The organism is Chryseobacterium defluvii (assembly GCF_014204415.1).
GTDB lineage: Bacteria > Bacteroidota > Bacteroidia > Flavobacteriales > Weeksellaceae > Chryseobacterium > Chryseobacterium defluvii_A.
On record NZ_JACHLE010000002.1, the window covers coordinates 366846 to 387425 of the forward strand.

General features: G+C 39.0%; 17 protein-coding genes. 10 read left to right on the forward strand and 7 right to left on the reverse strand.

Annotated features, from left to right (window positions below):
* Positions 1-28: 28 nt before the first annotated feature.
* Complete coding sequence (locus tag HNP38_RS10070) at positions 29-1054, reverse strand: rod shape-determining protein (protein ID WP_184188733.1); 1026 nt, start codon at positions 1052-1054, stop codon at positions 29-31.
* A 243-nt stretch (positions 1055-1297) separates the two neighbouring features.
* Here HNP38_RS10070 and hemA point away from each other — a divergent pair, with 243 nt between their 5' ends.
* From hemA to hemE, 4 genes are read left to right on the forward strand one after another with little or no spacing between them, the layout of a single operon-like run.
* A complete protein-coding gene (gene hemA / locus HNP38_RS10075) occupies positions 1298-2572 on the forward strand; it encodes a glutamyl-tRNA reductase (RefSeq protein WP_184188736.1) in 1275 nt (424 codons plus the stop codon).
* A complete protein-coding gene (gene hemC, locus HNP38_RS10080) occupies positions 2559-3467 on the forward strand; it encodes a hydroxymethylbilane synthase (RefSeq protein WP_184188739.1) in 909 nt (302 codons plus the stop codon). The genes hemA and hemC overlap by 14 nt, the downstream gene beginning before the upstream one ends.
* A 43-nt stretch (positions 3468-3510) precedes the next feature.
* Positions 3511-4194: a uroporphyrinogen-III synthase gene (locus tag HNP38_RS10085; RefSeq protein WP_184188742.1), complete on the forward strand. Its 684-nt coding sequence runs from the start codon at positions 3511-3513 to the stop codon at positions 4192-4194.
* Positions 4195-4247: 53 nt separating this feature from the next.
* Positions 4248-5273, forward strand: a complete 1026-nt coding sequence (gene hemE, locus HNP38_RS10090; protein ID WP_184188745.1) for a uroporphyrinogen decarboxylase — start codon at positions 4248-4250, stop codon at positions 5271-5273.
* Between the two features lie 151 nt (positions 5274-5424).
* Here the strand turns inward: hemE and HNP38_RS10095 are convergent, their stop codons facing one another.
* The 5 genes from HNP38_RS10095 to HNP38_RS10115 form a co-directional block, all read right to left on the reverse strand.
* A complete protein-coding gene (locus tag HNP38_RS10095) occupies positions 5425-6645 on the reverse strand; it encodes a cysteine desulfurase (protein WP_184188748.1) in 1221 nt (406 codons plus the stop codon).
* Between the two features lie 219 nt (positions 6646-6864).
* Positions 6865-7512 (reverse strand): 50S ribosomal protein L25/general stress protein Ctc, encoded by a 648-nt coding sequence (locus HNP38_RS10100; protein WP_184188752.1) that lies wholly within the window; start codon positions 7510-7512, stop codon positions 6865-6867.
* A 57-nt stretch (positions 7513-7569) separates the two neighbouring features.
* Entirely contained in the window at positions 7570-8508 is a 939-nt protein-coding gene (locus tag HNP38_RS10105) for a ribose-phosphate pyrophosphokinase (protein WP_184188755.1), read from the reverse strand.
* A gap of 82 nt (positions 8509-8590) precedes the next feature.
* Positions 8591-10123, reverse strand: coding sequence for a G-D-S-L family lipolytic protein (locus HNP38_RS10110; protein WP_184188760.1), 1533 nt, complete (start codon positions 10121-10123; stop codon positions 8591-8593).
* Positions 10124-10133: 10 nt separating this feature from the next.
* Positions 10134-11369: an OmpP1/FadL family transporter gene (locus HNP38_RS10115; RefSeq protein ID WP_184188763.1), complete on the reverse strand. Its 1236-nt coding sequence runs from the start codon at positions 11367-11369 to the stop codon at positions 10134-10136.
* A 275-nt stretch (positions 11370-11644) separates the two neighbouring features.
* Here HNP38_RS10115 and HNP38_RS10120 point away from each other — a divergent pair, with 275 nt between their 5' ends.
* The 6 genes from HNP38_RS10120 (at position 11645) to HNP38_RS18105 (ending at position 19816) form a co-directional block, all read left to right on the forward strand.
* Complete coding sequence (locus tag HNP38_RS10120) at positions 11645-12982, forward strand: stage 0 sporulation family protein (RefSeq protein WP_184188767.1); 1338 nt, start codon at positions 11645-11647, stop codon at positions 12980-12982.
* The gene (locus tag HNP38_RS10125; protein ID WP_184188771.1) at positions 12975-13436 is read left to right on the forward strand and encodes a gliding motility lipoprotein GldH; all 462 of its coding nucleotides are present in this window, start codon (positions 12975-12977) and stop codon (positions 13434-13436) included. The genes HNP38_RS10120 and HNP38_RS10125 overlap by 8 nt, the downstream gene beginning before the upstream one ends.
* A 6-nt stretch (positions 13437-13442) precedes the next feature.
* Positions 13443-15827: a transglycosylase domain-containing protein gene (locus HNP38_RS10130; protein ID WP_184188786.1), complete on the forward strand. Its 2385-nt coding sequence runs from the start codon at positions 13443-13445 to the stop codon at positions 15825-15827.
* Positions 15828-15901: 74 nt separating this feature from the next.
* The gene (locus HNP38_RS10135; protein ID WP_184188790.1) at positions 15902-17443 is read left to right on the forward strand and encodes a protein adenylyltransferase SelO; all 1542 of its coding nucleotides are present in this window, start codon (positions 15902-15904) and stop codon (positions 17441-17443) included.
* A gap of 89 nt (positions 17444-17532) precedes the next feature.
* Positions 17533-18462, forward strand: a complete 930-nt coding sequence (locus tag HNP38_RS10140) for a T9SS-dependent choice-of-anchor J family protein (RefSeq protein ID WP_184188793.1) — start codon at positions 17533-17535, stop codon at positions 18460-18462.
* 85 nt (positions 18463-18547) lie between these two features.
* Positions 18548-19816, forward strand: coding sequence for a DUF6080 domain-containing protein (locus HNP38_RS18105; RefSeq protein WP_317166724.1), 1269 nt, complete (start codon positions 18548-18550; stop codon positions 19814-19816).
* A gap of 45 nt (positions 19817-19861) precedes the next feature.
* Here the strand turns inward: HNP38_RS18105 and HNP38_RS10150 are convergent, their stop codons facing one another.
* Positions 19862-20401, reverse strand: a complete 540-nt coding sequence (locus tag HNP38_RS10150) for an SPOR domain-containing protein (protein ID WP_184188799.1) — start codon at positions 20399-20401, stop codon at positions 19862-19864.
* Between the last annotated feature and the right edge of the window lie 179 nt (positions 20402-20580).

A 20580-nucleotide genomic window follows, 5' to 3' on the forward strand; every position in this document is an offset into this window, starting at 1 on the left:
TCAGATATCAGGTGCGTAAAAGTTAAAATTATTTAATTAAGAAATTGAATTTATCCATATTCTTAAGGGCAATACCGGTTCCGCGAACTACAGCCCTCAAGGGATCTTCCGCCACAAATACAGGAAGCCCTGTCTTTTTGTGCAGCCTGTCTGCCAGACCCCTCAGCAATGCACCTCCTCCGGCAAGATAGATACCTGTTTTATAGATATCTGCAGCCAATTCAGGCGGAGTTAAAGAAAGGGTTTCCATTACGGCATCTTCGATCCTGATGATCGACTTATCCAGCGCACGGGCAATTTCTTTGTACCCTACCATGATCTCTTTTGGCTTACCTGTAATAAGGTCTCTCCCCTGTACAGGGATATCTTCTATGTCAACATCAAGGTCTTCCACAGCAGACCCTACTTCGATCTTCACTCTTTCCGCTGTTCTTTCCCCGATATAAAGATTATGATGAGTTCTTAAATAGTAAGCAATATCATTAGTAAATACGTCTCCTGCAATTTTCACGGATTTGTCACATACGATACCTCCCAATGCCACTACGGCAATTTCCGTAGTTCCTCCGCCTATATCGATGATCATATTTCCTTCGGGCTTTTGAACATCAATCCCAACCCCTATTGCAGCAGCCATTGGCTCATAGATCAGTCTTACTTCCTTTGCATTTACTTTCTGTGCAGAATCTCTTACTGCTCTTTTTTCTACTTCCGTAATTCCGGAAGGGATGCAGATCACAATCCGTAATGCAGGCTGAATGAATTTACCTTTAATTCCGGGAATTTTCTTGATAAACTCTTTGATCATATGTTCAGAAGCATGAAAATCCGCAATCACCCCGTCCTTCAAAGGACGAATGGTCTTGATATCTTCATGAGTTTTCCCCTGCATATGTTTTGCCTGTTCCCCTACAGCGATCGGCCTGCCCGTTGAACGTTCAATGGCAACAATAGAAGGCTGATCTATCACAATTTTATTATTATGGATGATAAGGGTGTTAGCAGTTCCCAGGTCTATCGCAATTTCTTGCGTAAACATATCAAATAAACTCATATATTTCTTCTGATTTTAAGTTTACAAAGATATAAATTTAACACTAGGAATAAAATTCAACGGGTATATAATTTGGTTAAAATTTTATTAAAATTTAAAATAATTTATCAATGCTTTATGAAAGGCCTCCAATCCTCTGATAATTAAAGCAAAATCCAAAGCCGGTTTATAGTTTTTTACGATAATTATCATATGTATTATCAGGGTTTGATTAATTAAAAAAAGCGTAAATTTGCACTGCTTATGTTACAGTATTCTAATATGCATCAGACATCGAATTTCGCCGTACTTTCTATAAGCTATGAAAAGGCAGACGGAGAAACGCGGGGTAAGTTTGCATTTTTTGATGAAAATATTAAAAGTTTCGTTTCCCGAATTCATGATGAAAATTTAGGAGATGCTTTTGTAGTTTCTACCTGTAACAGAACTGAAATTTATACCACAACACCCAATTATCTTCTGATTGCCGAAGAATACTGCAAAACGATCGGGGTGCACCTTACCGATTTTCTCCAGTTTGCCAATATCCTGACGAAAGAGGAGGCTTTAACCCACTTATTCAGAGTGGCGGCAGGCCTGGAAAGTCAGATCATCGGAGATTTTGAGATCATCGGGCAGATCAAGAAAGCCTATGCCCGGTTCAAAAAGGAGAGAAAAAATTCTAATCCTTACCTGGAAAGAGCCATTAATTCAGCAATCCAGATCTCTAAAAGGATCAAGAATGAAACAGGGATCTCTAACGGAGCTGCTTCTGTTTCCTATGCTGCTGTTCATTATATCTTAAACAGCCAGAAAAGGATCACCGAGAAAAACATTCTTCTTTTAGGCGTTGGAGAAATAGGACAAAATACGGTGGAAAATCTTGTCAAGCATGTTTATCAGCCTAAGATAAAAATTGCCAACAGAACACAGGAAAAAGCTGAAAAAATTTCCCGGAAATATAATATTCCTCATGTTGATTATGCTGATTTCGATAAGGAATTAAAAAATACAGACATCCTTATCGTTGCAACAGGTGCAAAGCACCCCATTATTAATGCATCTCACTTCCCGAACGGAAAACAAACCCTTGTCATTGACCTTTCCATTCCTCATAATGTAGAAAAAAATGTGACCAGCAATGAAAATGTGACTTTAGTGGATGTGGACGAACTTTCAAAACAGATCCAGGAAACCATCCAGCAAAGAGAAAAGGAAGTCCCGAAAGCGGAAAAGATCATCAAGGAAATGACCAAAGATTTCATTGAGTGGGAAAAAAAGAGGAAGCTGGCTCCCAATATCCATCATTTCAAAGCTGTTTTAAAGAATATGGAACGCAATGAAATGCACCAGTTTTACAGGAAAAATAAGTACATCAATGTAGACGACATGGCCCTTTCTGATAAAATGATCCAGAAAATCACCAACCGTTTCGCTAAATATATTATCGATAATCCCTGGAAAGCCGAAGAAATTAGTAAATTAATGCACGAAATATTAGTTGAACAACCAAACAACGAATTCAATGAAAAGCATTAGAATCGGAACCAGGAATTCTGCTCTTGCACTCTGGCAGGCCAGAGAGGTAGCAAGATATCTTCAAAACAATAATTATCTGACTGAGATTACCCCCATCATTTCTTCCGGGGATAAAAACCTCACTCAGCCACTTTATTCTTTAGGGATCACCGGAGTTTTCACACGGGACCTGGATGTTGCCCTGTTAAATGATGAAATTGATATTGCCGTACATTCTTTAAAGGATATTCCTACACAATTGCCTGAAAATATTGAACTGATTGCTTATCTGGAGAGAGATTACCCTCAGGATGTCCTGATCAGGAAAGAAGAATCCAGAAATAAGGAGTTTCATGAATTAAAGCTGGCAACAAGCAGCCTCAGGAGAAGGGCTTTCTGGCTGAAACATTATCCCGATGCTTCCTTTTCAGATATCCGCGGGAATATCCAGACACGTCTTCAAAAACTGGAAGAACAGGATTTTGATGCCACTATCTTATCACTGGCAGGAATTAAACGGATGAAGATGGATATCGGTTACGAAATGCTCCCTTTAATGATCCCCGCACCTTCGCAGGGGGTAATAGCTGTTGCCGGACATTCTGATAAAAAGGAGATCAATGATATTGTAAACCGGATCAATCACAAACGCACCCAAACCTGTGTTGAAATTGAAAGGAGTTTTCTAAGCACTCTGGAAGGAGGCTGTACTGCCCCAATAGGAGCTTTTGCCGAAATGATCGGGGACCAGATCCGTTTCAAAGCGGCACTTTGCTCATTGGACGGCAAGAATTGTATTTCTATTGATGAAAACTTTACCTACAATGATTTCGAAAATTTTGGAGAAAAGTTTGCCCGGGTTGTCCTTGAAAACGGCGGAAAGGAGCTGATGGCAGAAATTAAAAATAAGATTTAGATTAAACTTCCATCTCCCAGCTTCCATCTTCATACTTAAATATATGAAAATCTTATTTACCAAAAATATAGACCCGGCTGTTATATCCAGAGAATTAGGAGCGGATATTCAGATTGGATTTGTTGAGGTAATCAGGATCAATCCAATCCGGGCAACCCCATTTGACCTGAAAAATTATTCTTTAATCTTTAGCAGCGTGAACGGGGTGGGTTCATTTTTTAAAAACGGGTTTAAACCTAACGAAGACTTTACCGTCAGAAATTACAATAAAATATACTGTATAGGTGAAAAAACCAAAAAGGAAGTAAGGAAATATGGTTTCGGCACTTTTAAAGTTTTAAGAAACGCTGAAGCTCTTTCGAAATTCATTGTCACCAACTGCCAGCATGAAAAATTTCTCCATTTTTGTGGGAATTTAGCCATTGATATTCTTGACAACGATCTTCCGCTGCAAAACATTCAATATAAAAAAATAACGGTTTACCACACGGAAGAAACCTATCCTTCGGTACCTGAAAAATATCATGCCATAGTTTTTTTTAGTCCAAGCGGAGTTCGTAGTTTTGCAAAGCACAATTCCCTGGAAGGGATGAAACTGTTTTCTATAGGAGAAACCACTTCCGGTGAATTGAAAAAATATACGCAGCAATACATTTTTACTTCGGAGGGAAAAAGCTTAGCCTCTATCCTGGAACTGATAAGAAGGGAATGTAAAAGCGACAGATAAAATCATATATATTGCCAGAACAACTTCAACGCAATATTTAGTTTAAACAGATTATGATCAAAAACGACCTATATTTAAAAGCACTTCGCGGAGAGACCGTAGAAAGACCGCCGGTATGGATGATGAGACAGGCAGGAAGATATCTTCCGGAATTTATTGCCCTTCGTGATCAATATGATTTCTTTACCCGGTGCCAGACACCTGAACTGGCTGCCGAAATTACCGTACAGCCAATCCGCAGGTTTCCACTGGATGCCGCTATTTTATTCTCTGATATTTTAGTGGTTCCTCAGGCGATGGGAATTGATTTTAAAATGAAGGAATCAGTTGGTCCCTGGTTAGACCATCCGATCAGGACAGCAGAACAGGTTCAGAACATTGTTGTTCCTGATGTAAATGATACTTTAGGATATGTTTTTGATGCCATTGAACTGACGCTTCAAAAGCTGGATAATGAGATTCCACTGATCGGTTTTGCAGGCTCTCCATGGACAATTCTATGCTATTGTGTGGAAGGAAAGGGAAGTAAGGCTTTTGATATTGCCAAATCGTTCTGTTTCCAGCAACCGGAAGCTGCTCACTTGCTTCTTCAGAAAATCACGGATACTACCATTGCCTACTTAAAGAGAAAGGTAGAAAAAGGGGTCTCTGCCGTACAGGTTTTCGATTCCTGGGGCGGAATGCTTTCTCCTGAAGATTACCAGGAATTCTCATGGAAATATATCAATCAGATCGTTGAAGCATTAAGTCCTCTTACTCACGTGGTAGTTTTCGGAAAAGGATGCTGGTTTGCATTGGAGGAAATGACCATGTCTAAAGCATCTGCTTTGGGGGTAGACTGGACGATAAAACCGGAATTTGCAAGAACTCTGACCAACCATACGATGACTTTGCAGGGGAATTTTGATCCTGCAAGGCTACATTCCACTCCTGAAACAATAAAAAAGATGGTGAATGAAATGATCCATCGTTTTGGGAAAGACAGGTACATTGCCAATTTAGGACATGGTATTTTACCTAATATTCCGTTGGAAAATGCCGGGGCTTTTATCAGGGCTGTTGTAGATTGGAAACCATAATTCCAGGTCACAAAAGAAGTTTTTTGAGGATTTGTTTCGCGCATAAAGGATTCATATAAGCTTAAAAAAATCGAATTTTTTAAATATTTTCTGAATTTACCGTTTCATTTCACTTATAAAAAAGCCTCTGAAGATCAGAGGCTTCAATCTATTATGAGAGCATTTGCCTTGCTTTTCTGACTCCTTCCACTAAGAGATCAATTTCCTGGAATGTATTATACACTGCGAAGCTTGCCCTCACTGTTCCGGCAATATTAAAGAAATCCATGATAGGCTGTGTGCAGTGGTGCCCTGTTCTTACAGCGATCCCCATTTTATCAAGGATCATCCCTACATCGGAGGAAATACCTATTCCTTCTAAATTAAAGGAAACTACACCCGTTCTTTTCGTCTTTTCTCCGTATACTTTCAATCCTTCTATTTCCAGCAGTTGTTTTTGAGCATATTCCAAAAGGGCGTTTTCGTGATTCTGAATATTTTCATGTCCGATCTTTTCAATAAAATCCACAGCAGCTCCCAATGCTATATTTCCGCCTACATTCGGGGTCCCGGCTTCATATTTAAATGGCAAAGCAGCATATGTTGTCCCTTCGAACGAGCAAGTAGCAATCATTTCTCCTCCGCCATGAAAAGGCGGAAGGGATTCCAAAACATGCTGTTTTCCATATACGATCCCGGTTCCCATTGGGGCATACATTTTATGGCCTGAAAATACAAAGAAATCACAGTCCAGTTTTTGAACATCAATGTTAAAATGCGGAACAGACTGCGCGCCATCGATCACTATATAGGCTTCTGAATTTTTTCTTGTCTTAGCAATAATCTCTTCAATAGGGTTTACAATCCCCAAAGCATTGGAAACCTGATTTACAGAAACCACTTTTGTTCTCTCATTCAGATACTGATCCAGATAATCCAACTGAAGTATCCCGTTCTCATCCATTGGGATTACTCTGAGCCGTGCTCCTGTCCTTTCACAAAGCAACTGCCACGGAACTATATTGGAGTGATGCTCAAGGTATGAAATAATGATCTCATCGTCTTTTTTAATTTTTTGGGTTAAAATATAGGCAATGAGGTTCAAACCTTCTGTCGTTCCTTTTGTAAAGATAACTTCAAAATCATGCTTTGCATTAATGAATTTCTGGATCTTTCTTCTTGAAAGTTCCATCTCTTCTGTTGCCAATTGGCTCAAAGTGTGAATTCCTCTGTGAACGTTGGCATTGATCTCGGTATAGTATTTATTCCAAACCTCTAAAACCGAATCCGGTTTTTGGGATGTCGCTGCATTATCCAGATAAACCAATGGTTTACCATTTACCTGCCTGTTTAATATAGAAAACTGACTTCTTATTTCCTGAATGTCAAACATTTATTAAAATTTTATCATTAAAACTGTTCTTATTTAGAACATTTCAAATTTACGGCTTTTTTTCTAAAAGTTGATTTGGGTTGAGGGTTGATAGTTGTCAGTTGATGGAAATATATGGCGGCTAAGTTTAAGGCTTTGCCTTAGAAGATTTATGCATTTTGTGTAAATAAAAAAACCTGCCAAAATTTGACAGGTTTATATCTTATTAATAAGCAATTCTTATTCTGCTGCAGTTTCTTCAGCTGCCGGAGCTGCTCCTTCTGTTGCTGCCTCAACTGTTTCTTCCTCTTCATCATCCTGCATTGCCGCACCTCCTTTCATTGCATTTCTAGACATCTTAACAGCTGTGATAACTGCATTGTCAGGGTGCATGAATGTGTAAGCTGTATTTTTGATATCACCGATATAGATTTTGTTACCAATCTTTAATGGAGTAACATCTACAACGATTTCATCAGGTAAGTTAGCTGGAATAGCTTTCAATTTTAATTTTCTGAAAGACTGACGTAGTACACCACCCGCTACAACACCTTTTGCACGTCCGGTAATTCTTACAGGAACTTCCATAATAACCGGCTTATCGGCTGATAGTTGATAGAAATCAATGTGAAGAATTTTGTCAGTGATCGGGTGGAACTGAATGTCCTGAAGAACAGCTGGAATTGTCTTACCGTCAACTTCAATAGATACCGTGTGTGCTTCAGGAGTGTATACTAACCCTTTGAACGCTTTCTCTTCAGCAGAGAAGTTTAAAGGTGCTTCACCTCCATAAACAACACAAGGAACTAATTCAGCATCACGTAAAGCTTTTGTAGACTTTTTGCCCACGTTTTCTCTTTTTGTACCTTGAATTGTAATAGATTTCATTTATAAAAATTTAAAAAATTGTTTCAATAATTAATTGCGCAAACCCCTAAAAATCAATTAAATAACAAATTTACTACTAATTGATCTGTGCTCATGAACCATCTTCATAACATCTGCAAATAATGGGGCGCAAGATAGCACTTTTATTTTAGTTGACAAATTATTTTTAACAGGAATTGAGTCAGTTACAATAACTTCCATAATTTTTGAGTTTTCAATATTCTCATAAGCTTTTCCTGAAAGCACTCCGTGAGTGGCCATTGCCCTAACTGTTTTAGCTCCTTTCTCTATTAATATATCTGCCGCTTTACAAAGGGTACCTGCCGTATCTATCATATCATCTATAAGGATCACATTTTTTCCTTCAACATCCCCGATAAGGAACATTTCTTCTACCACATTCGCTTTCTTTCTTTCCTTATAAGCAATTACGACTTCTGCCCCTAAATGCCCTGCATAGTTTTTTGCTCTTTTTGCCCCTCCCATATCAGGGGAAGCAATGGTAAGGTTATCTAATTGTAAAGATTTTATGTAATCTACAAAGATCGTAGATGCATACAGATGGTCTACCGGAATTTCAAAGAATCCCTGGATTTGGTCTGCATGGAGATCCATCGTCATGATTCTTGTAGCTCCCGCTGCGGTCAGCAGATTGGCAACCAACTTTGCCCCGATTGGAGCTCTTGGCTGGTCCTTTCTGTCCTGTCTTGCAAGCCCAAAGTAAGGAAGCACCACCGTTATACTTTTCGCAGAAGCCCTTTTTGCCGCATCAATCATCAGAAGAAGCTCCAAAAGATTGTCTGCAGGCGGAAATGTAGACCCGATCAGGAAAACTCTTCCTCCTCTTACCGACTCATCTAAAACCGGTTCGAATTCCCCGTCACTAAACTCCTGAAAGTTGATTTTCCCTAATTGCTGCCCATAATACTGGGCAATATTCTCTGCCAAGACCCTGCTTGTCCTGGTACAAAATAGATAACTTAACTGTTCGGCCATTTTTACTTTTTAAAGATTTGCAAATTTAAAAAAAACCACAAGAATTTCTCCTGTGGTTTTAAGTTTTTTATCTCCTTATTTATTAAGGGAATTTCACTCCTGAATATTTATTAGGATCTACCTGTGGCAATGTAGATTTATATTTAGTATTGATTGCTTTAATAAATTCGTTGGCGACAACTGCGTATCCTCTACCTGTAAGGTGTACTCCGTCTAAAGAAAAAGTACCTCCTGTCACAAATCTTGCAGTGTATTTTACCCCGTCAAATGAAATTCCTGACTGGCCATTAAGTTCAACCATCTTTTTATTAGCATCCACAAAGGCTAATCCATAAGTATCTGCTAATGATTTGATAGAAGTATTATATGCATCTATCGCTGTTTTTACACTAGCTGCTTCTGCTTTAGTCAGCACATGCTGGTTTTGCAAAGGATAAGAAATTCCATATACATTAGCCGGTGCAGGTGCTCCCGGTGCTACAGTTCCTATAAGGGATCTTGTTGTAAGAAGAATATAATCTTCTGCTGTAGTTTGTCTTGCCTGCCCAAAAATCTGTCCGAAAGCAGTCGCTGTAGGCGCTCCTAAAGATGGAGTTAACGCTGCTGTAAGCTGGGCTGATAAATTCGGAAGAGAAGTATCTTTAATTAAAACAGGGTTTGAAGATGTGGAAGAAAGTAAATTAATCCTGTCTCCTGCACCGAAAGCAGTAAGCGCCTGTTTAAGCGGCCCGTATAAGCTTGCATTCAAAGTGGCAAGATTGGATCCCAAAGCACTTGGTGTCAAAGGATTATATGGCACCGTTGTAAAATAAGGAATAGACGTTACATAAGGGATATTGGCAATAACTCCTTTTGTAGTACCCCCTGCTTTTAATGCGTCCAAAGCGGCTTTAATAGAACCGGCAACAACATTAGGGTCGGAAATATCATTAGATCCGTAAGTAGCAGGATTCGTGTTTCCAGCCTGATTTACTCCAGACCCTCCGCTCGTTGCATAGCTTAAAACATCATTGTTCCCGATCCAAAGGGAAAAGAATGTCGGATGCTGAGCAACAGCATCACCTACAACCGTAGAAGTGGTACTTGAAGAGAATCTAACGTAGTACGGGTTAGCCGTCCCGGCCATCACTCCTGCAACATTACCATATCCCGGTGCTACCAGATGGAATGATTTCGCTCCGGGAACTCCAAAGTTATTCAATGCTCCCGTCACCTTATTCATTATATTGGTAGTAGGTGCAGCAGCTACATTTACAATCTCAGGGGACCCGTTTATAAAGGACTTGATATATACCTTTGTAGCCTGAATAGGTGTAGTCCCCAACAGCAAGCCTCCATTGTTATCAGCCATTAAAGGCTGCATAAAATCTCCTCCTCCGGCAAGTTTCATTTGCCCGGCGATGATATTGGGATATGACTCAACCTGTCCGTCAATATATAATGCATTATCTCTGTATCCGGATGTTAACGAGTTTCCTAAAGAAACATATTTAGAGAAATTCGCCTCTCCGGCAGTTACCTGCATATCTTTTACATCCGTATCAAAATCATCCTCACAGCTTGTTGTGAAAAGAAACGCGGAAATCGCAATTGTAGATATTATAATTTTTTTCATAGTCTTTCAATTAAAAAGCATTATACGATAAACCTAAACCAAAGTAGAATGCTGTGGCTTTAGCCTGTCCGTAAAAACCGAGACCGGCATTTTTTACGTCTCTGGCCTGAGGCATTGCATATCCTCCGGCAACATCAACTCCGAATTGCTTCAGCTTAAATCCTACCCCACCTGTAACTACATAAGTATTAAAGGAAGGTGTCTCAGGAATGAAATTCTCATCAGTATAAGGAGATTCGTCATAATAAGCTCCCAAACGACCATAGATCATATCATTGAACGCATATTGTGTACCCAATCTAAATGTTTTTGCATTTCTAAAGTTTTTAGGAGATACCAAAATCGTTGGGTCAGCCTGGTTTCCAACAGGAGCATTCGCAAAATCTAATGTAAGCCTGCTGTATCTTTCCCATCCGTGGTAATTAAAATCTGCAGAAACTAACCATTTTGGAGTGATCTTATAGGTCAAACCGATCGTATATTCTTCTACTAATGGTAATGTCGCTTTAAATTTATCCTGTCCTGAAGCATCAAGGCCTAACAAAGGATAAACGGATGATGAAGGGAATTTAAATGTTGCAGTTCCGTCTTCAGCCTTCATATCCACTGCTGAACGGTAAGCAATACTCATATCCAGTTTCGGATCCGGCCTGAAATAGAAGCCAAAGCTATATCCATGTCCGCTTGCTTTGTCATCATTAATATTAAGCTCTCCTCCAAACTGAGTAACAGCTTTGTCCCAATCCACTTTTCCCTTTGCGTAAATATAACTTGCTCCGAAGGACAACCAAGGTGCCAGCTTTACTGAAACCATAGGCTGAAAATAGAAACTCTTCAGTTCCAACTTCTGAACCATTTCTTTTCCTTCCCAGTCACTTGGCCATTCGATAGTACTTCCAAAAGGAGTGGTAACGCTTAAACCAATAGATAAATTCTCTAATGGCCTGTAGGCGATTGCTGCATAAATAGGAGTCCCGGTAGGGTTATCTGTTTCTGTACTCTGCAAGGTATTCAGGTTCTGAAAAGTAATTCTATTACTTGCCCCAAATCCTCCTGCCACTATACTTAGCTTAGAAGGAATGAATGACATACCTGCAGGATTGAAGAATGCCACACTTGCATCTTCAGCATGAGCACTGGTATGTGCCATTGCCAATTGTTTCACCCCCTGCAGAGAAACCCTAAAGCCTCCGGCATAAGATAAAACGCCTGCCAATAATGCAGTTGATACTAATATTTTTTTCATAGACTATTATTATATAAGCCAAATATAAAATTATTTTGGTTACATCTGTTAATATTTCTTAATATTTTAAACAATCCCCGAAAAGAAAATTATGTTTGAAATAGCATTTTGATAAAAACCCGCCTCAATTGTACACATAACAGGATATTAGCAATATTTCGCATGCCACGCATATTTCCGTTTAATATTAAACAGCACTGATTATGAATATTTGATATTTTTAGAATTACATAAAGATAAAAATATATAAATTTGCAAGATTAAATATATATAATATGAGTTGTGGATGCAAAACATCCGGCGATTCTGCACATTCCTGCGGAACGAAGTCCGCGAATGGCTGTGAAAATGTAAATACCTGTGGTAATAGTTATAAATTAAGTGTTTTTGACTGGCTTTCCAACATCAGCAATCCCACACCTAACAGGTGTGATTTTGTAGAAGTTAGGTTTAAAAATGACAGAAAATCATTTTATAAAAATGTAAACAATATCCCTTTACATATAGGTAGCGTAGTAACAGTAGAATCCAGCCCGGGACATGATGTAGGTGTAGTGAGTCTCACCGGAGAATTAGTGAAAATTCAGATGAAAAAAAAGAAATTTTCGGAAGAATTGTCGCTTAAAATATACAGGCTGGCCAATCAAAAAGACATAGAAGTCTGGCAGGAAGCCCGAAAAAAAGAAGATAATGTAAAAATAGAAGCCCGAAAAATCGCTCACCGGCTTAACCTTGAAATGAAGGTTACCGATGTTGAGTATCAGGGAGATGCTTCAAAGATCACATTTTATTATACTGCTGACAACAGGATAGACTTCAGACAGCTGATCAAAGACTATGCTGCCGCCTTCAGAACCAAAATCGATATGAAACAGATCGGGTTCAGACAGGAAGCTGCAAAAGTAGGAGGTATCGGCTCCTGTGGAAGAGAACTTTGCTGTTCCACATGGCTTACCGATTTCAGATCTGTCAATACCAATGTCGCAAGATATCAGCAGCTTAGCATCAATCCACAAAAATTAGCCGGACAATGTGGTAAACTGAAATGCTGCCTCAACTATGAGCTGGACAGCTACCTGGATGCCCTTTCTGATTTTCCATCTTCCTCCACGACATTGGAAACTGAAAAAGGACGAGCTTTTTGTATCAAAATAGATGTTTTCAAAAAGAAAATGTGGTTTGCCTATGTAGAAAACTCTATTGCCTGGTATGATTTTGATATTGACCTGATTAAAAAACTGATCTCCAAAAATAAAAGAGGAGAAAAGACCCTTCCTCTTGAAGACCTGAAACAGCCTGAAACAGCATTCCAGAGTATTGACCTGATCCAGGAAAATAATGTAGACCGGTTCGAAAGAAAAAACAAAGGTTCCCACAAAAATAAGAACCAAAACAACAGACCGAATAGTCAGGGACAAAGGAAAAACAGACCTGAAAAACCCGACAGAGCCGAAAACACAGCAGCAAATTCCGGTAATCAGCCCAGGCAGCAAAGGCCGCCACAGGTAGGTCAACTGGAAAAAGTGGAAGCTGTTCCTGATGCTGAAAAAAAACCGCACAACAAGAAAAATTTCAAGAAAAAATATCCTCCCAAAAAAGATAAAAATGCGTAAAATTTTAGGATTATTACCCCTTATCCTTTTCTTTAGCTGTACCTCATCAGGAGAAAACATCATCATGAATTCCGTTGATAATAAATGGAATAAGAAAAGTGAACAAAAATTTAATCTTGAAATTTCAGATCCGCAGAATCCTAAAAATATTATATTTGTTGTAAGAAACAATGACGATTATCCTTACAGCAACATAAGGTTTATAGTAAATTTAACCAATCTTCAGAATAAGAAGAAAGAGACCGATACCCTGAACTATATTCTGGCAAAACCAAACGGAGAATGGCTTGGTACAGGTTTTGGAGATACGAAGGAGACACTCTTTCAATATAAACTGAATTACAAATTCCCCGGAAAAGGCACGTATGAAATCGGGCTCATCCAAGCCATGAGAAATGACGCTCTTCCCGGAATTGAAGATATCGGAGTAAAAATAGAAACGGCTAAACCGTAACCATACATGGAAGAAAACAGACAAAACACCGGAAATAAGGAAAAAACATTTCCTCTTCCGCCAAAAAATAAAAAAAATAACTCCTGGAAAAAATGGGTTAAGTTTATTTGGCTTGGACTCATTGCGGTAGTTTTAGGAATTTCAGCACTTTTCTTTGCTGTTTCTCAGGGATTTATCGGAGAAATGCCTGATGTAAAAGAACTGGAAAACCCTGACATTTTTGTAGCTTCTGAAATTTATTCCTCAGACGGGGTTTTATTAGGCAAATTTGAAAAAGAGAAAACCCAGCCTGTTGCCTATAAAGATTTGCCACCTTATCTTGTGTATGCACTGCAGGCTAAAGAAGATGAGCGTTTCAAAGAACATTCCGGCATTGATCTTCAGTCTGTTGTGAGAGCCGTAGTTTTCGGAGGAGGCAGAGGTGGTGGGTCCACCATCACCCAACAGCTCGCCAAATTGCTTTTCACAGGCGAAAGATCTACAAATAAAATCGAAAGGGCATTTCAAAAGCTGAAAGAATGGGTAGTGGCCGTAAGCCTTGAAAAAAGATACACCAAAGAAGAGATCGTTACCTTATATTTTAACAAATTTGACTTTTTATACAATGCCAATGGTATTGAAATGGCTTCAAGAATTTATTTTAATAAAAGTACAAGCCAGCTTACCTTACCTGAGGCCGCCATGTTTGTTGCCATGCTGGAAAACCCGGTAAAGAACAATCCTATGCGAAACCCTGAAAGAGCAAAAGCAAGAAGAGAAGTAGTTCTTAAGCAAATGCTGGAAACAGGATACATCGATCAGACAACTTATGATAAAGCAGTAGCCACACCGATTACCCTGGATTATCATCCTATTAAAAATATTAATGATGATTATTCTGCCTACTATAAGTTTTATCTGAAAAAGGAAATTGACGGATACCTTCAGGAATATGAAAAACAAAACGGTAAAAAGCTAAACCTTTACAAAGACGGATTAAAAATATACGTTACGCTTGATTCTAAAATGCAGAAATATGCTGAAGAAGCGATTAGGGAGCATTTAACGGATCTTCAGAAAAGATTTGATGCCGAGCAAAGAGGCAGAAAAGACAGGCCGTTTTACTATCTGTCCAAGAATCAGATCAACGATCTGATGTTCCAGGCTATGAAAAGAACCGGACGTTATAAGCAGTTAAAAGCTGCCGGCATTTCGGAAGACTCTATCCTTCTTGAATTTCATAAGCCTATTAAAACGTCACGCTTCACATGGAATGGTGAAGAGGAAGTTGAAATGTCTCCTTGGGATTCAATTAGATACCACAAGCAGATTGCTCAGGCCGGATTGATGTCTATGGTTCCCGGAACCGGTGAGATCAAGGCATGGGTAGGAGGTATAGACTGGCAGCATTTCCAGTATGACCATATAAAGCAAGGTAAAAGGCAGGTAGGTTCCACATTCAAGCCTTTCGTATATGCCACTGCCATTATGAAACTGGGAATGACCCCTTGTTCTGCAGTATCCAACGCCACTTATAACCATAAAGGATGGCATGTTTCGGGAAGAGGAGGAATGCTGACCCTAAAAGATGCTCTAGCCCATTCACAAAACCCGGTAGCAGCACGTCTTATAGAGATGACGGGGGTGGATGCCGTGATCCAGACCGCCAGAGATCTGGGCGTAACGGAAGAAATTCCAAGAAACAATACCATAGCTTTAGGTTCTTCAGATATTACCATTTATGAGATGTTAGGTGCTTACAGCACATTCGCAAATTATGGAAATTACAATAAGCCGGAAATGATCTGGAGAATTGAAGATGCCAATAACAGAGTAATCAAGGAGATCAATGTAGATCCGAAAGAAGTAATGAACCCTCTGTATGCCTACACTATGATCGAACTGATGAAAGGGGTGGCACAGTACGGGACTGCTTCCGGAGAACTTTCAAGAAAAGGAATATCAAAAGATGTGGAAATTGCAGGAAAAACAGGTACTACTGATGATAACTCAGATGGGTGGTTTATTGGTATCACCCCTAAACTGGCAACAGGAGCCTGGGTTGGATGGGAAGACAGGGCTGCTCACTTCTACGGAACCGGAGAAGGACAGGGTGCTAAAATGGCATTGCCTATCTGGGCGATCTTCATGAAGAAAGTATGGGCCGATAAAACTTTGGGGATCTCCACTGATGATAAATTCGTGAAGCCATCCGAATGGAAAGACGGCTGTTCGGATCTTCAGGGCCTTAGTTCCGGATATGGAGACGAAGGCGGGTTGCAGACCATCGATGAGATTAAAAACCCAAAACTGGTAGATCCAGGACCGAGAAACCACTCCTCTGATAAAAAAGAGGAGAACGTAAATGAAAATTTAAATACCGGTGAAGATATAGATTTCAATAATAAATAGATTCTTCTTTAAAAATAGAAAAGACCTTCCGAATTCTTTGGAAGGTCTTTTTTTATTATTGGTATCTTTGATCCATGAATATTAAAAATATCAAACAGCCGTTTATAGAAAACTTTCCCGGTGATTTTTCAAATAATCCCATACAAAGGAATACCCCAAAAGTACTGTTTGCTACAGTCGCTCCTGCCGGGTTCAGCCAGCCGGAACTGATTGTTTTCAACAAAGACCTTTCAGAAGAAACGGGCTTGGGAACACCTGAAAAAGAAGACATAAGCTTCCTTGCGGGAAGTGACCTTCCGGAAAACATCCGTCCTTATGCAACAGCTTACGCCGGGCATCAGTTTGGCAGTTGGGCCGGGCAGCTTGGAGACGGAAGAGCCATCTTTGCAGGAGAAATCATTAATAATCTAGGTAAAAGAACAGAAATACAATGGAAAGGAGCCGGGGCAACTCCTTATTCGCGGCATGCCGACGGAAGAGCAGTATTAAGGTCCTCTGTCAGGGAATATTTGATGAGTGAAGCAATGCATCATTTGGGTATCCTGACGACACGGGCATTAAGCCTGTGCTTCACGGGAGAAAATGTAGTAAGGGATATGATGTATAACGGGAATCCTAAGGAAGAAAAAGGAGCCGTAATGATAAGAATGGCGGAAAGCTTTCTTCGTTTCGGCCATTTTGAACTGATTTCTGCCCAGAAGGAATACAAGACCTTACAGGATCTGACAGATTTTACCATTCAAAACTATTTCCCGCAGATCATATCGGAAGGGATTCAGAAGTATAAAGAATTTTTTGAAACCGTTTGCCGTAAAACAGCCAATCTCATGGTTGAATGGTACCGTGTAGGTTTTGTTCACGGGGTTATGAATACAGATAACATGTCTATCCTTGGCCTGACCATAGACTACGGCCCCTATTCCATGATGGATGAATATGACCTGAATTTCACTCCCAATACCACCGACCTTCCGGGAAGAAGATATGCTTTCGGAAAACAGGGACAAATTGCCCAATGGAACCTCTGGCAGCTGGCCAATGCCCTCTATCCGCTGATTAAAGATGAAAAATTCCTGGAAGATGTTTTGAATAATTTCGGAAACCATTTCTGGGGAGCTCATGATCAAATGTTGTGTAAAAAATTCGGTTTTGAAGAGCTTCTTGATGGAGACGAAGAATTCTTCACGAACTGGCAGGGATTAATGCAGGAGTTGAGGCTGGATTATACCTTGTTTTTCAAGCAGCTTGAAAAAACTGATATTGACAGTGATCTAAGATTTTTGTTTGAAAATGTTTCTTATACTCAATTGGATGATGAAAGCGTAAATAAGCTTAAAGATTTTATCGGGAAGTACAATGCAAGGCTTTCGGTAAACTCTATATCAAAAGAAGAATCAATAGAATTAATGAAAAAGTCCAATCCTGCATTTATCTTAAGAAATTACTTATTATTTGAATGTATTGAAGAAATTGAGAACGGTAAAACAGAAATGCTGGATAAATTAATTATGGCACTGAAAGATCCTTACCAGGAAATTTATCCTGAATTTTCAGGTAAAAGACCTTCAGGATATGATGGTATTTCAGGCTGTTCCATGCTTTCCTGCAGTTCATAACTGGTAACTTTACAACAAACATGTTTATAATTAATAATTTAACAGCGTATTTATTTTTTATTTAACTTTACCTGAAATAATAATTCCCTATGAAAAAACTTTTATTTTCTTTCAGCTTATTAGTGTCAGGGGCATTTGCTCATGCACAAACAGTATTATTAGATGAAAATTTTGACTCTTACACTAATTTCGCCATTACCGGCTTCGGAAGCTGGCTGACATTGGATTTAGACGGTCTTGAAACTTATACCGGCGGGCTTCCAACGGGTGCTACCCCTTGGGTTAATGCCGGTGATCCGCAAGCATTTATGATCTTTAACCCGACAGCTGCGGGAGTAACCAACGCCGCTACTGCCACTCCCCCGGATAATGAGGTAAGAAATTTTGATGCTCACAGCGGACAAAAATATGCCGCAGCATGGGATGCTGTACCTGCCGGAGGATCAACAGCCAACAACGACTGGTTGATAAGCCCTGCTGTAACATTGGGTGCCAGTGGAAACCAATTGACATTATGGGTAAAATCATTATCCAACACCTATGGACTTGAGAAATATAAAGTGGGAGTATATGTGGGTTCCGGAACACCTACATCCTCTGCCAGCTTTACGATTATTTCAGGAGCTCTTCCTTTATCAGCAGCTTATCCTAACTGGGAACAAAAAACCTATCCTTTAGATGCTTACTCCGGGCAGACTGTACGTATTGGTATCCAATGTGTTTCTTCAGACAACTACATGTTTATGGTGGATGATGTTAAAATTATGACAGGTGTTCTTTCCACAAATGAGGTTTCCAAAACAAGAACCAATATCTTCCCGAACCCTACGAAAGGAGAAATTAATATCAGAACAGACAAAAAAATAAAATCCTCAACGTTATTTGATATGGCAGGTAAGTCCTTATTAAAATCAAATGCTGAAAAAATAGACATTTCCTCATTACCAAAAGGAACTTATCTGATGCAGATTGAATTCAATGACGGAACTACTTCCAACGAAAAAATCATCAGAGAATAATTTAACATTCATATGATCTTTAAAGCTCACTGTAATCCCAGTGAGTTTTTTATTTTATTTTTGCAAAAATCTTTAACAGGTGTCAGTGAAATCTAAATTCATCAGTTTCTTTAAACTTATTTTTCCTTCATCAGCCATCGAAGGGGTAGTTTTTATCTTTTTCATAATATGCTATGGAATCTTAGGCTCTTATATCGCTCTCAATTACAGGGTAATTTTTGACAACAGGATTCCCTGGGATGCCTATTTCAGCTTTGATAACCGCTCCATCGTTATGACCGGCGGAAGCTTTGAAAGACACCCTCTGTCCTATTATTTTTTCAATTGGGTAAGAGAACTTGCTTTACTTATATCTGGGGGCAAAATGGACGCTACATTCAGGCTGGCTTTAGCCTGGTTCAGCAATATTATCATCAGCCTCAGTATTCTTCAGGTCTTTAAATATTTAAAGAACGTTATTAAGCTTCCTCCGGCAATTAATTTATTGATCGTTGCTTTTTACAGTATTTTTTCCACCAATATCATCCTTTCATTTACTCCGGAAAATTTCACTTACACCTTATTTCTACTGACTTTATTCCAGCATTATTCTGCCATAAAGCTCAAAAAAGAAGAAAAGATATCCACTATGGCACTGGCATTGGCAGGAATTTCTGTCGGCGGGCTTACAGTAACCAATATCGTTAAGGTTTTTATCCCTGTATTATTTGAAAAGAATCTTTTCAGAAGCTGGAAAAAATTTGGAAATGCGGTTTTCAGAACTTTATTCACTCTAGCCTGCTTTGTGTTTTTTTATCTCAACAGGATTGATTTCAAATATCAGAATATTGCTGAACGGACAGAGAAACAATATGAAAAGTTTTCCAATGTAACATCCACCCCCACATGGGATATGATATCATCCTATTTCTTCGGCGGAAACATCCTGTTTTCCAACTTTATAGTACGGGACAGGCATAATATGAACGGGTTTGAATATAAAGGATTAGTGATGGATGTTTACTCTTCCTGGATTCCTTATGTTTTTATCTCTATATTGCTGATTCTGGTGCTATGGGGCTATTTCAGGAATTTCAGTACCCAGCTGGTTCAAATTATAATGATTTCTTTTTTTGTGGATATCATCATCCATTGTGTGATGAGGTTCGGCCTGCACACCTCATACATCTATGGCGCTCATTTTATTTTTGCATACCCTTTGCTTTTAGGGTGGCTTTATTACTCCTACAGATCATTCCCGAAAATGCTTTCTTTTTTAACCGCTATACTCGGTGTTCTCTTTATTTACCTGGCGGTTAACAATTTTATCAGGATGACTGAGTTTTTTCATTTTATCAATCAGTATTACCAATAAAAAAAGCGGAGAAAATTCTCCGCTTTTAATTTTTTATATCTGGTTTTATTTAGCTTCCGCACAGAAGATCCTGTACTGTACCGCAATTGCCGATTTAAAGTATTCGCGTACCCTCGAAAGGTCTGAAGCAGCGCTTTGCTTTGTAAAATAGCTTCCTGCCAGGATTTTATAATTAGGCCTTAAAGATGCGTCTGTTTCCACTTTCAGGTTTGGGAATCTTCTTCTGAAATAAGCCTTCACCTCATTCGCTTCATCGTTACTTTTTACCGTTGTAATTTGAATCTTATACCCTAAGATCCTTGGGTTTTTCCTGCATACTTCAGCATTGGTCAGCTCTCTATTCGGAACATATATTTTTGTCGGTTTTGTATAGGACTCGTCACTGCCACTATCTCTGGGGGTAGTATTATTTGCCGTTCTCGAACATTTTTCTTCAAGACTTTCCAGTGCATCCTGCACCTTAGGATCCATCGACATGATAAGTTCTGTTCCCGCGAGGGTATCTCTTTTTACAACCTGTTGTGCTTCAATATTATAAAATCCAAACAAAGATAATACTGAAAATATTTTGATAAAATTTCTCATTTAAGCTTATTTCCGCAAATTTATATAAATTAAAAAATTATACCAAACTTGTTTATTTAGAATGAGTACAAATTAAACTTAAATGATATTTTCCCTTTTCTATATGCCGTTAAATTTCTGTTAAAAATGTTATTTTTGCCGAATTGATTAAATGTTCAATAATTTACTAACATAAGATA